The sequence below is a fragment of the Escherichia sp. MOD1-EC5189 genome, assembly GCF_002966045.1.
GTDB classification, from domain to species: Bacteria; Pseudomonadota; Gammaproteobacteria; order Enterobacterales; family Enterobacteriaceae; genus Escherichia; species Escherichia coli_F.
Map to the genome: position 1 here is coordinate 12,112 of NZ_PTRX01000001.1, position 12,335 is coordinate 24,446.

Here is a 12,335-nt window from a genome sequence, read left to right on the forward strand (position 1 = left end):
TTATCCTCAGTGCGCCAGATAGTGTTCAGGTTCGAAAATCATGCCCGTCACCGGGTTGTCGTGCATGGCTTTACCGGCCCAGGCGGTCCAGCCAAGCTGGTATGGGCCACCGGTAACAGCCGGAGGGGCAGCATGTGGTTTAAGCTGTAGCTCAATTTCCCAGCAGTATTCAAAACCGGTGAAAGCGCGTACCAGTTCCGTCAGGACTGGCAGGTTATTGCCGCCAGGCAGAAAACGCTGATAATCGGCCAGCGTCAGCGGGCCAATCACCAGCCGGAATTTATACTGCATATCCGGCACCGCCTGGCCGATGAGTGCGCCATTGCCAATAACGGAAGAGGAAGCAGGCATCCCCAGCCGGGTGATCTCATCGTCCGCCACGGCTATCCAGTGCAGGACATACTCTTGTATCCGGAAAGGCACGCCGAAATAGTGAGCCAGCGTGGCGGCCAGCCCGTCGGGGTTGCGGGACTCACGCACCAGATGCGCCGATGCTGCCAGGCGAACGTGATCCGGCAGCGGGCTGTCGGCGCTCTCCCGCAAATCCTGCCCGCTGAGGCTGGCGACATAAAAGGCAAAGCGGTCATGTTGCGGTTTATCCAGACCGCCTCCGGCGGACTGGGCGCTGCGCCAGGCCTGGTAAAACTGCGTCAGCCAGCGGTGATGAAAAAGATCGGAAAAACGGGTCAGCGTCGGATCGCGGCGGCTTTCGGTCCGGTTACGCGCCAGTTCGGTGTAGTGCAGCGGCAGCGGGCCGTTCGGCCCCCACAGCCCGAGACTGTACAGGCTGATGTGCAGGCGTCCTTCCTGCCAGCTCACACTGGCGATTTCCCGTGGCGCAAAGGTCAGCGTGGGCGTTTGTCCGAGGCGAAATTTTTCCATCCGTGGTTGCCAGGTGTTGCCCGCCAGAACGGTACACAACTGCACATCCACGCGGCGCATCAGGTTCAGAAAACCGTAACGCCATGGGGTTTCCTGCGCCTGAGTGAAATCGTCGCTCATACGCTTCCCCGCTGTCCAGCCCTGACAGGCCAGGTCATAATTTTGCCGCGCTGCATGCTGTTCAGCGTCATCTGCGAGAAGGTATTAATGGAAACATGGCGGGCGATATAGTGTTCCAGTACCAGGCCGAACAGATACGGACTGATGCCGGAAAAACCTTCTTCATCTACCGTCAGTTCACAACTGACGCCACGCCCATAGACCAGCAGCCCGGAACCGGGCAGACGGCGGGTGACCGGGGTCGTTTGGCAACCAATCAGGCCGCGCACCTGGCGAGATTGCGGACTGTCATGTGCAGGAATAAACAGGTTCAGCAGATCTCGCAACGCCTGGCCGCCGGTACGGTGATCCAGATCGGCCAACGGCAGATAATTAAAAGATAACTGGCGGATCAAACGCCAGGCCATCTCACGTTCAGCCAGCGGGGGCTGCGGCGAGCGCGGCGGGCGGATAAGCCCTACGCCCGCCACTGGGATTGCCGCATCCACGGTTAGATCGTCCCGGCCATTACGTGCAATAAGACAGGGCAGATCGCGGTTAGTGACCATGGCCGTGATGGTGATGTGGCGCAGATTTTCTGGGTACGGCGCTTCATATTGGTCAACCAGCGACAGGAACACTTCCGAGCCCGTATAGGGGGTACGGGTGCCGTAACGGCGGGCGTTTTCTGATAAGCGGCGGGGCTCCCGGCGCAGGGAAAAATAACGTCCGTGATTGCCTTCATCATTATTGCGGGTGTGGTAGAGCGGGCGAAAGGCCATCTTCCGTGTGGTGTCGGTTTCCAGCCCTTCCACTTCCTGGACCGAGAACACCTCATAATCCAGTGGATGGGTTCTGTCTACCACCAGATGCTGTTCCGTCGTGCTGTGAGTGACATCGATCCGTGCGGTGACGCGGGGAAACAGGTTGATAATCGGGGTACAGAACAGGCTGAACTGTGCCGCGTTTGTCTGGTGGATCAGCCAGTCCGGCGGCAGGCGGTTCAGCAGGATAACAATCTCCGCCACGCCACCGTCAATTTTCTGTAACCCGGCAGACAGGCCTGTCGGGGTGAAAAAATAAAAGCGTTCTGGACAGGCAAAATATTCATGCAGCAGGTTATGACCGTGAAACACGTTCCACGCCAGCGGCAGCAGCCCCTGATCCAGCTCCAGGCCTTCGTACATAACGGGATGTTGCAGATTCACATCCAGCGCACCGTCAAAATGCCCCGGAATGCCAGCCAGGGTCGCGATGGCGCTGGTATGTAGCAGTTCGAACAGGTGTGAGGCCGTGCGCTCCTCGCCACAGAGATAAAACGGAAGCCTGTCCAGCCCTGCAAGCTGACTGAATGTCAGTTCACCAAAGGTGCGCAGGGTAATACGCAGCGCACCAGCGACGTGAATGTTGGCTGGCAGAGAGCGGTGCAGGGCAGGCATATCCGGCGGTGCGGCGGTCAGTCGCACCTCTTCGATGGCGAGCGGCCACAGCGTTACATCCTGGCTGCTGCGAAACTGACAGGCGGTACTTTCGCCTTCCGGAATGGCGGAAAAAAAGGCCGTGTCGCGCGGGACGGTAAATCCCTTCGCCAGATCGCCTTCTTCCGGGTCGGGATGGAGCTGCGCCACGCTCATTGAGGGCGTGGGGGTGACGTAATTGGGGCTGACTACTTCCAGCAGGCGCTGGGTGAAACGGGGGAATTCAGCGTCAATTTTTAGCTGCGTGCGGGCGGTCAGGAAGCTAAAGGCTTCGACCATACGCTCCACATACGGATCGGCAATATCCGTTCCCTGCATACCCAGTCTGGCGGCGACTTTAGGATGACGGGCGGCAAATTCGGCTCCCGTTTCCCGCAGATAGCTCAGTTCGCGGTTGTAGTATTCCAGTAGCCGTGGATCCATCGGTTTCTCTCTGAATTAAAAAAACGTAATGCGGCTCTGTTCCATATCCAGCGCGCTGCGTACCCGGAATGCCATCGGGTAGGGCTGCGTGAGGATCTCGCCGCGAATTTCAAACTGTAATGTGTTATGGCCGCTCTGGTGGCGCTCATCCTGAAGTGGGATGATTTGCAGGGTGGACGCTTTCAGCCGGGGTTCAAACCGGATGATGGTACGCAAAATGGCCCTGCGAATATCGTCCCACTTGTGTTCATACAGAAAGCTGCCCGCCAGTGGCGGCAGGCCGTAGTTCAGTACGGACGCTGCCGCGTGCGGATAACGTGCAGCATCAATATCATCTTCATGACTGACGGTGTTGAGCAGAAACGACAAATCCCGGCGGATGATCTCCTTAAGCTGAACCGGGCTGACGCTGATATCGTGGTCGCGTTTCTGGTTCGGGGCATCGTCGCACAGACGGTCAAACAGCGTGGGCAGCAGGTGATTGCCCGGACGCTGGCGGGAGGCGCTCATGCGTCGCTTCCTTCAGAGGTATTAAAGGTACTGGCGGACAAATCCAGCAGGCTGATATCGCCGTGGCTGGTGAGCCACACCCTCTGACCCAGCGCCTGCACCAGCGTCTCTCCCGGCCCGTCCTGCCAGACCGTTTCCCGGCACAGACGCAGGGTGTCGGCGGCCTTTTCAGAGCCGCTGTAGCGGGGAAACAGCCAGGCACTGTGTGTGTCGCCATTGTTCAGTGTGACGTTGACGGGTTTCCAGAGCAAATCGGTCAGATGCGCAGGCCGCGGCGATTTCAGCGAACAGATTTGTGAAAACGGCAGCCAGATATATACCCCGCCCGCGATCAGTTCGAGTACCGGACCGATACGGGAGTCGCTGTCGCTAATCCAGTCAAATGCGCCGCCATTCCACTGCCCTGCAGTATCTGTTATGGCCTCAAGTGCGCGGCTGCGGTGGGCGTCAGCTTCCTGCGCTTCACCACGGGCGTTACAGGCGAGGGCGGTCAGCAGATCCTCCATCCAGGCGGGCGGCGGAAGAATAAAATCGGGCCGTTGTTCTCCCTGAAAGCAGGCGTGGCGGTATATCTCACAGCGGATCAGCTCGCCAAATACCTGCGCTTCGCGGGTATAATTTGCGTCCATCCGGGCGCATAGCTGGATCTGTTGCAGTGCCCGCGACCAGTCGCCTGCCACGCACAATAACTGAAATAGACTGTGGCGGCGGAAGGTCTGCGCTGGGAGCATCCTGACCTGCTGCTCGGCCATCTGAATGCCTTCCGCCACGGAATAATCCCGCAGCAGCGCCGACAGGGTAGCCGGTAGCTCGTTATTGTTTATCATGAGAGGTATCTCCGTGTTGTGCCGGGTTTATCCGGTAATGGCTGTCAATGCCAATGATGCGATGCTCTTTGCGTGTCAGGTCGGGCAGAACGGTGTTATGCGCTGTTTCCGGTGCGCATTCCGGGGATAGCAGGTGCAGGATTTCTGGGGGCGTCTTTTCGGCAGGCCAGGCGGTTTCCCCTTCGCCGGTGGCGTCCAGAACATCGAGAATAGCGTCAATGCTTAACCCGCCAGTGACCATATCCTGCAATGTCTCGGCTTCGGTGACCAGGTCACGCAATGAATCCAGATCCTGCGAGGAGGGTTCTTCGTTAAAGGGAAAAGGATCAGCATGGCGATGAAGATCTTGTTCGGGAGATAACAACGCTTCGCGGTATTCCTGATAAAGTCGGGTCAGGGCATTTTCTTTTTCCGCATCTTCTCCGGTGGAGGAGGCTCCATGAACAGGAATGATATCGAATGGATTTTGTGATGTCAGATGCTGCTGCCTGAACCAATCCAGATCCAGATATTCGGTTATTGTTTCCGACGTGGTGGCAGTCTGCGATGTCTTTACTGCGCTTAGGTTCGGAGATGATGGATTGCCATGCACAAGGCACCATGAAGATAATCCCCATTCTATCAGGTCGCCTTCATTCAGACGCATACGGTGATGAGGTTCCACAATCTGGTCGTTTACCGTACAGCAATATTCGGTAGACTGATTGATAATCCACCATGCTTCTTCGTGGCGGGTCAGTCTGAGCGCAATCTTTACATCATCATTCACATCAAAAACAGGAATCCAGGGAGAGGTAACGGTGAAGATAATTTGTGTTCCTTCAGTCGCGTAAATTGTGTTATCGGCGATCCCATGCGCCTGTATTTTTTGGAGTTCCCACGTAATATTTGGTTTCATTGCGTATCACTGTGTAGAGTGTTTCTTTCAAAAGAATAAGTTTTCTAAATTTTTAGATAAGCAAAGCTGATCAATTTACTTTATCAATATAAGTTTTCACGGAAATATATAGTGGCGATTTACAATTTAATATATTCACGGTGCGTATGAAATTGGCTTGCTCTATTGAATATCACCATGAAAAAGATACTACCTGCTATATTACATTGTGTTCTGTGATATGCATCATTGTTTTATTCTGCCTTTTTGATAATTCTATTAATTAGAAGTTTTAATCGATACAGTTATTTTTATGTATCATTTATATGTTATTACATCATTAGGTGTAACAGATGGACACTCCTGTTTCGCGCAGTGCACTGTATGGAAAGCTAACCAAATCTTTGTTTAGATCTTTGGAATCTGCGACGACGTTCTGTAAATTACGCGCTAACCCTTATGTCGAACTGACGCATTGGTTGCATCAGTTAATACAACAACCAGAGAATGACATTCACAATGTGCTTCGACATTATCAAATAACATCTGCTGATGTTGAGAAGGCGTTAATTCAGCAATTGAATATATTGCCTGCCGGAGCGAGTGTAATTAACGATTTTTCCCATCATATCGATCTTTCAGTTGAAAAAGCCTGGATGTTAGCAAGTATCCGCTTTGGCGATCAAAAAATTCGTAGTGGATGGTTATTACTTGCCTGGTTAACCACGCCAGAATTGTGTCGGGTGTTAAAAAATATTTGTGCGCCATTGGCAGAGCTACCGGTAGATGAACTATTAGATATTCTTCCGTCTTTAATCACTTCATCTCCTGAATTAACAGAAATGCCTTATGACGGCTCGGATTTAAATTCTGCAGTACCGGGGGAAGCTAGCCAGGTCTTTGCCGGCGAATCAACCGGAAGCAAATCCGCGCTGGCGAAATACTGCCAGGACATGACTGCGCTGGCCCGTGAAGGCAATATCGATCCGGTCACCGGTCGCGAACACGAGATCCGTACTATGACGGATATTCTGCTGCGCCGTCGCCAGAACAACCCGCTACTGACCGGCGAAGCGGGGGGCGGGAAAACGGCAGTGGTGGAAGGATTCGCGCTGGCGATTGCCGGGGGGGAAGTACCGCCGTCACTGCGTAACGTGCGATTGCTGTCACTGGATGTTGGAGCGCTGCTGGCTGGGGCCTCCATGAAGGGTGAATTTGAATCCCGCCTGAAAGCGTTGCTGGAAGAGGCCGCGCGCTCGCCGCAGTCGGTGATCCTTTTTGTTGATGAAGTTCACACGCTGGTGGGCGCTGGTGGTACATCTGGTACGGGGGATGCTGCCAACCTGCTGAAACCGGCGCTGGCGCGTGGCACCCTGCGCACCATCGGCGCAACCACCTGGAGCGAGTACAAACGCCATATCGAAAAGGATCCGGCGCTGACTCGGCGTTTTCAGGTATTGCAGGTTGCTGAGCCGGAAGAGGTTGCGGCTGTTGAGATGGTACGCGGGTTAGTCACCACGCTTGAAAAACACCATGACGTGCTGATCCTTGATGAGGCCGTGCGTGCCGCCGTACAGCTTTCTCACCGTTACATTCCGGCCCGGCAACTACCGGATAAGGCCATCAGCCTGCTGGATACGGCGGCGGCCCGTGTAGCGCTGTCGCTGCATACCCCGCCTGCGAGAGTCCAGTATCTGCGCCAGCAGCTCAACGCTGCCGAACTGGAGCAGGAGTTGTTATTAAAGCAGGAAAAAATGGGTATCCGCTCGGAGCGGGGCGATGTACTGACGGCGCGGATTATATCGCTTAATGCCGATCTTTCTGACACCGAAGCGCGGTGGCAGCAGGAACTGGAGTTGGTTCGCAGTTTACAGGAGCAACGCGGCGCAGCGCCTGGCGAGCGCGACGAAATCACTCTACAACAGGCAGAAACGGTACTAAGAGACTGGCAGGGGGAAAACCCCGTCGTGTTCCCGGAAGTGAGTGCGGCTGTGGTGGCCGCAATTGTCTCCGACTGGACCGGCATTCCCGCCGGACGCATGGTGAAAGATGAAGCCAGTCAGATCCTGGAACTTCCCGCCCGTCTGGCGCAGCGTGTTACCGGGCAGACGGCTGCGCTGGCGCAGATTGGCGAGCGTATCCAGACCGCGCGGGCGGGGTTAGGCGATCCGCGCAAACCAGTGGGTGTCTTTCTGCTGGCCGGGCCGTCCGGTGTCGGCAAGACCGAGACCGCGCTGGCGCTGGCGGAATCTATTTACGGCGGTGAGCAGAACCTGATCACCATCAACATGAGCGAGTTTCAGGAGTCTCACACCGTCTCCACGCTGAAAGGCGCGCCGCCCGGCTACGTCGGCTATGGCGAAGGCGGTGTGTTGACGGAAGCCGTACGCTGTCACCCCTGGAGTGTAGTGCTGTTGGATGAAATTGAAAAAGCCCATCACGACGTCCACGAGTTGTTCTACCAGGTATTCGATAAAGGCGCGATGGAGGACGGCGAAGGTGTTCACATCGATTTCAAAAATACCACGTTATTGTTGACTACTAATGCTGGGGCGGAACTTATCAGCCAGCTCTGTGATGATCCGGCGCTGATGCCTGATTCGGCAGGACTAAAAGAGGCGTTAATGCCGGAGTTACGTAAATACTTCCCGGCGGCTTTCCTGGGGCGTGTGACGGTTATTCCTTATTTACCGCTGGATGAGACCGCGCGTGGCGTCATTGCCCGCCTGCATCTTGGCAGGCTGATGGATCGGATGGCGGAGCAGCATGGCGTTTCACTGGTGTATGGCGATGAACTGATCACGCATATTGTGTCGCGCTGCCCGATGCACGAAACCGGCGCTCGTTTGCTTATCGGCTATATCGAACAACATATCCTCCCACAACTGTCCCGTTACTGGTTGCAGGCGATGACAGAGAAAACGGCCATCACGCAAATCCGCATTCGTGTTGATGAGGATGAACAGATTATTTTTGAAACGGATTAATGGAGCATCCTTATGGCAAAAGAATTAAGTGGCGCACTGTGGGTCAGTCGCTTTCCTGTAAGTTCTTCCACTAATGATTTGCAGGGGACTTTTCGTGCATCGGTAGATAATTTTTTGCGCGCGCTTGGTAATGCGCGTGCACGGGTCTGTATCTCTGCAACATATCGCCCTCCCGCCAGAGCATATCTCATGCACTGGTCAATTGATGGACATTAAGTATGACATTTCGTTATCCGGTGTTGTGGACATTCCTGTTAATGATGTTCGCTTTCAGTGTTCAGGGGGAACCGTCTTTACCACAGGATGTGCAGCATTTTCTGAGTAATGCGGAAATGTGCCAGCATCTTGCTGGTGAATGGGACAGTTCTTTACCAGAGAAGGATAAAAGAGACATCGAAAAGGGGGTTGATACCTGGTGTCCTCCAGCGAAGAAATCACTCCCTGTGCTGCGCGAAAAGTACAAAGAAAACAAAGAGATTATAAAAATACTCTCTGCGTATGATTTTTAAACTGTACCGTCGAACCGCTCCCCTGGTGGTCGTCGGCTCACTGATAAGGAAATGAAGGATTATGGCTATCAACAACAGCGCGCAGAAGTTTATTGCCCGCAACCGCGCGCCCCGCGTGCAGATTGAGTATGACGTTGAGATTTACGGCTCCGAGAAAAAAATCGAACTACCGTTTGTCATGGCAGTGCTGGCCGATCTGGCCGGTAAACCACGCGAAGAGCTGCCACCGGTCACCGATCGTAAATTCCTTGATATTGATATCGATAACTTCAACGAGCGGATGAAAGCCATTGCGCCGCGCGTGGCGTTTGCTGTCCCCAATACGCTGACGGGCGAAGGGCAGTTAATGGTCGATATCACGCTGGAGAATATGGACGATTTTTCGCCTGCGCAGATTGCCCGTAAGGTGGATGCCCTGAACCAGCTGCTGGAAGCGCGTACTCAGCTTGCCAACCTACAAACGTATATGGATGGTAAAGCGGGAGCAGAAAATCTTATCAACAAACTATTACAAGACCCTACGTTACTGAAAGCTCTGGCCAGTGCGCCAAAACCTGTCGCTCAACAGGAAAGTGTCTTATCAGGTGAAACAGGAACAGCAGACTAACTGCGATTTTATTAAGGAACTTTCATGGTAAACGATACTCTTCTGGCGACTGGCGATCTCTCTGCTGCGCAAACCACTGCCTATCAGGACACTGAATTTGATTCGCTCCTGGATAAAGCCTTCCGTCCCAAGACACCTCAGGCAGCAAAGGCTGTTGAGGCAGCAGTTCAGACGCTGGCCCAACAGGCTCTGACAAATACCGTCACCGTCAGTGACGACGCTTATAAAAGTATTGCTGCGATTATTGAGCAGATTGATTTCAAATTAACTGAGCAGATCAAACTAATCCTGAGTCATCCAGAATTTCAGAAACTGGAGTCCTCCTGGCGTGGGATGGAACATTTGGTTTACAACACTGAAACCGATGAAAAATTAAAAATCCGCTTTATGAACCTTTCGAAGGATGAATTGCGGAAAAATATGAAACGTTACAAAGGGATCGCGTGGGATCAAAGCCCCATGTTCAAAAAGCTGTATGAAGCCGAATATGGGCAGTTAGGCGGAGAACCTTACGGTTGTATTATTGCGGATTATTATTTTGATCACACGCCACCGGATGTGGATCTGCTCGGCTCCATTGCCAAAGTGGCAGCCTCAGCCCATGCGCCGTTTATTGCCGGGGCCTCTCCATCAGTGTTGCAGATGGATTCCTGGCAGGAACTGGCTAACCCACGCGACCTCACCAAAATTGTGACCCAGAACCTCGAATATGCACCGTGGAACTCACTGCGTAAAAGCGAGGATTCCCGCTACATCGGCCTGACGATGCCGCGTTTTCTCTCACGTTTACCTTATGGTGCGAAAACAAACCCTGTCGATGAGTTTGATTTTGAAGAAGATGCAGATGGCGCAGACCACAGCAAATACGTCTGGAGCAACGCTGCCTATGCGATGGGCGTGAATATCAATCGTTCCTTTAAACATTATGGCTGGTGTACGTTGATCCGCGGTGTGGAATCCGGCGGCGCGGTGGAAAACCTGCCCTGTCATACCTTCCCGACCGATGACGGCGGCGTGGACATGAAATGCCCGACGGAAATCGCCATCTCTGACCGCCGTGAAGCGGAACTGGCGAAAAATGGCTTTATCCCGCTGATCCACCGCAAAAACTCCGATTACGCCGCCTTTATCGGCGCACAGTCGCTGCAAAAACCTCAGGAATATTACGACCCGGACGCCACGGCCAACGCTAATCTCTCCGCCAGGCTGCCATATTTGTTCGCCTGCTCACGGTTTGCGCACTTCCTCAAGTGCATCGTGCGCGACAAAATCGGCTCGTTCAAAGAACGTGAAGATATGCAGCGCTGGCTCAATGAGTGGATCATGAACTACGTTGACGCCGATCCGGTGAACTCCTCACAGGAAACCAAAGCTCGCCGCCCGCTGGCAGCTGCCGAAGTGGTGGTGGAAGAGGTGGAGGGGAATCCGGGCTATTACGACGCCAAATTCTTCCTGCGTCCACATTTCCAGCTTGAGGGATTAACGGGGTCGCTGCGCCTGGTCACAAAACTGCCGTCAGTAAAACAGGGTAATGCATGATTTTTTGCGAATATTTTAATGAATGATGTCAGATAATACTCAGGGGGAGATATGGCATATGTTTATGGCCTGGTAGATTCCTTGCAGGGCACTGAAATGGTGGGAATGCCGGGGATGGGGGACGCAAAGGAATGTGTATTTTTAGTTCAGGTATATGCACATGTAGGGCATACCGGAACGTGGAGGCAGGGGCGGAAGGTTTTCGGAGACAAATCGATCCCCAGAGGAACAGCAATTGCGACTTTTGTGAATGGGAAATATTCACCGAAGGAAGATGATCATAAACATGCTGCATTCTATCTCGAACAAGATGATTCGTATATTTATGTTATGGACCAGTGGACAGGTAAAGCCTCGAATGTATCTGCGCGCCGTATCTCCAGAAAAGGCGGGATGCGCAACGATGGATCATATCCTGATGCCAGTAATAATGCGGAAGCTTTTTATTTTATTGAGTAGAGGATAGATTCAATGGGGACACGTTTTATTTTTTCTCTGTTATTGGGTTATATATTGTTTTATTCACAATTTGTTGCAGCGTGGGAAGTCAGTTGCCCCGTGTTTATCAATATAAAATCCTCAACGACAGTACTGGAGTCGGATGTACCTGCATCGTGGCAGGGATCTTCCCGCTATGAACCCCGTCTGTGGCTGGACGGTGTAGGGATGTCGCAGGGAAAACCTGAAAACCGGGTGGATCTAAAACCAGAGACAGAGAAAATAAAGGGTGAAACCAGGCAAATATGGGATACAACAATGAACAGTAATCAGGATAGTGAGCATTACTGGGTTTCCTGTATTTATAACCATGGACAGGTTTGGTTATCACAACCAGTACCTGCATCGGCAACACAGTGTCAGGCATCTTCTTTGCTGGAGCAGCGGGAACCAGGGAAGTCATCGGTATCTGTGATATGTAAATAGATGCAATTCATTTTATGAATTAATAACGTGCCGGTATCTCATTACCGGAAATTATACAGCCTTCTGTTCTTCTGAAATTAAGGAGAGGGGGTTCTGTACGGCAATGGTTTACCTGTATCCAGATGTACAGATAAATCAGAGGTTATTTTTAAGTAATTCTAAATAAGGAAATGAAAATGGCTTATGACATTTTTCTGAAAATTGACGGCATTGACGGCGAGTCAATGGATGACAAACATAAAAATGAAATTGAGGTGCTGAGCTGGCGCTGGAATATCCACCAGGAGTCCACCATGCACGCGGGCAGCGGTCTGGGATCCGGTAAAGTCTCCGTGACTAACCTGGACTTTGACCACTATATCGATCGCGCCAGTCCGAACCTGTTCAAGTACTGCGCCTCTGGCAAACACATTCCGAAAGCTGTGCTGACCATGCGTAAAGCAGGCGGCAATCCGCTGGAATATCTCAAATATACCTTCACTGACCTGATTGTGGCGGTTGTATCGCCCAGCGGCAGTAAAGAAGGTGAAATTGCCTCCCGTGAAACAGTCGAACTCTCTTTCAGCACCGTGAAGCAGGAATACGTGGTGCAGAACCAGCAAGGTGGCAGCGGCGGCACCATCACCGCAGGCTACGACTTCAAGGCCAATAAAGAAATTTAAGCGGTACTTTT

General features: G+C 52.8%; 13 protein-coding genes. 8 read left to right on the forward strand and 5 right to left on the reverse strand.

Annotated features, from left to right (window positions below):
- Positions 1–6: 6 nt before the first annotated feature.
- The 5 genes from tssG to tagK are packed head-to-tail and all read right to left on the reverse strand — an operon-like array spanning position 7 to position 5,117.
- Positions 7–1,002 (reverse strand): type VI secretion system baseplate subunit TssG, encoded by a 996-nt coding sequence (tssG, locus tag ATB02_RS00080; protein WP_103253955.1) that lies wholly within the window; start codon positions 1,000–1,002, stop codon positions 7–9.
- The gene (gene tssF / locus ATB02_RS00085) at positions 999–2,882 is read right to left on the reverse strand and encodes a type VI secretion system baseplate subunit TssF (RefSeq protein ID WP_105270883.1); all 1,884 of its coding nucleotides are present in this window, start codon (positions 2,880–2,882) and stop codon (positions 999–1,001) included. The genes tssG and tssF overlap by 4 nt, the downstream gene beginning before the upstream one ends.
- A 15-nt stretch (positions 2,883–2,897) precedes the next feature.
- A complete protein-coding gene (gene tssE, locus ATB02_RS00090) occupies positions 2,898–3,392 on the reverse strand; it encodes a type VI secretion system baseplate subunit TssE (protein WP_001276639.1) in 495 nt (164 codons plus the stop codon).
- Entirely contained in the window at positions 3,389–4,219 is an 831-nt protein-coding gene (locus tag ATB02_RS00095) for a type VI secretion system accessory protein TagJ (RefSeq protein WP_105270884.1), read from the reverse strand. Before ATB02_RS00095 ends, tssE begins: the two co-directional genes overlap by 4 nt.
- Complete coding sequence (gene tagK / locus ATB02_RS00100) at positions 4,206–5,117, reverse strand: type VI secretion system-associated protein TagK (RefSeq protein ID WP_105270885.1); 912 nt, start codon at positions 5,115–5,117, stop codon at positions 4,206–4,208. Before tagK ends, ATB02_RS00095 begins: the two co-directional genes overlap by 14 nt.
- Before the next feature lie 332 nt (positions 5,118–5,449).
- On the opposite strand from tagK, the gene tssH reads away from it, so the two are divergent.
- The 8 genes from tssH (at position 5,450) to ATB02_RS00140 (ending at position 12,324) form a co-directional block, all read left to right on the forward strand.
- Complete coding sequence (gene tssH, locus ATB02_RS00105) at positions 5,450–8,083, forward strand: type VI secretion system ATPase TssH (RefSeq protein ID WP_105270886.1); 2,634 nt, start codon at positions 5,450–5,452, stop codon at positions 8,081–8,083.
- 12 nt (positions 8,084–8,095) lie between these two features.
- A complete protein-coding gene (locus ATB02_RS00110; RefSeq protein ID WP_241957625.1) occupies positions 8,096–8,299 on the forward strand; it encodes a hypothetical protein in 204 nt (67 codons plus the stop codon).
- 2 nt (positions 8,300–8,301) lie between these two features.
- Positions 8,302–8,592: a hypothetical protein gene (locus ATB02_RS00115; RefSeq protein WP_000144227.1), complete on the forward strand. Its 291-nt coding sequence runs from the start codon at positions 8,302–8,304 to the stop codon at positions 8,590–8,592.
- Between the two features lie 61 nt (positions 8,593–8,653).
- Positions 8,654–9,199, forward strand: a complete 546-nt coding sequence (tssB, locus tag ATB02_RS00120; protein WP_000996814.1) for a type VI secretion system contractile sheath small subunit — start codon at positions 8,654–8,656, stop codon at positions 9,197–9,199.
- Between the two features lie 24 nt (positions 9,200–9,223).
- Positions 9,224–10,738: a type VI secretion system contractile sheath large subunit gene (gene tssC, locus ATB02_RS00125; protein WP_163425190.1), complete on the forward strand. Its 1,515-nt coding sequence runs from the start codon at positions 9,224–9,226 to the stop codon at positions 10,736–10,738.
- Between the two features lie 51 nt (positions 10,739–10,789).
- Positions 10,790–11,197, forward strand: a complete 408-nt coding sequence (locus tag ATB02_RS00130; RefSeq protein ID WP_105270887.1) for a BPSL0067 family protein — start codon at positions 10,790–10,792, stop codon at positions 11,195–11,197.
- Positions 11,198–11,209: 12 nt separating this feature from the next.
- On the forward strand, positions 11,210–11,662 hold the full coding sequence (locus tag ATB02_RS00135) for an STY0301 family protein (RefSeq protein WP_105270888.1): 453 nt from the start codon (positions 11,210–11,212) through the stop codon (positions 11,660–11,662).
- A 176-nt stretch (positions 11,663–11,838) separates the two neighbouring features.
- A complete protein-coding gene (locus tag ATB02_RS00140; RefSeq protein WP_103253949.1) occupies positions 11,839–12,324 on the forward strand; it encodes an Hcp family type VI secretion system effector in 486 nt (161 codons plus the stop codon).
- Positions 12,325–12,335 lie beyond the last annotated feature (11 nt).

Bases quoted from the DNA above. Each gene is read 5' to 3' on its own strand.
- tssG (WP_103253955.1), bottom strand. From the start codon at position 1,002: ATGAGCGACGATTTCACTCAGGCGCAGGAAACCCCATGGCGTTACGGT.
- tssF (WP_105270883.1), bottom strand. From the start codon at position 2,882: ATGGATCCACGGCTACTGGAATACTACAACCGCGAACTGAGCTATCTG.
- tssE (WP_001276639.1), bottom strand. From the start codon at position 3,392: ATGAGCGCCTCCCGCCAGCGTCCGGGCAATCACCTGCTGCCCACGCTG.
- ATB02_RS00095 (WP_105270884.1), bottom strand. From the start codon at position 4,219: ATGATAAACAATAACGAGCTACCGGCTACCCTGTCGGCGCTGCTGCGG.
- tagK (WP_105270885.1), bottom strand. From the start codon at position 5,117: ATGAAACCAAATATTACGTGGGAACTCCAAAAAATACAGGCGCATGGG.
- tssH (WP_105270886.1), top strand. From the start codon at position 5,450: ATGGACACTCCTGTTTCGCGCAGTGCACTGTATGGAAAGCTAACCAAA.
- ATB02_RS00110 (WP_241957625.1), top strand. From the start codon at position 8,096: ATGGCAAAAGAATTAAGTGGCGCACTGTGGGTCAGTCGCTTTCCTGTA.
- ATB02_RS00115 (WP_000144227.1), top strand. From the start codon at position 8,302: ATGACATTTCGTTATCCGGTGTTGTGGACATTCCTGTTAATGATGTTC.
- tssB (WP_000996814.1), top strand. From the start codon at position 8,654: ATGGCTATCAACAACAGCGCGCAGAAGTTTATTGCCCGCAACCGCGCG.
- tssC (WP_163425190.1), top strand. From the start codon at position 9,224: ATGGTAAACGATACTCTTCTGGCGACTGGCGATCTCTCTGCTGCGCAA.
- ATB02_RS00130 (WP_105270887.1), top strand. From the start codon at position 10,790: ATGGCATATGTTTATGGCCTGGTAGATTCCTTGCAGGGCACTGAAATG.
- ATB02_RS00135 (WP_105270888.1), top strand. From the start codon at position 11,210: ATGGGGACACGTTTTATTTTTTCTCTGTTATTGGGTTATATATTGTTT.
- ATB02_RS00140 (WP_103253949.1), top strand. From the start codon at position 11,839: ATGGCTTATGACATTTTTCTGAAAATTGACGGCATTGACGGCGAGTCA.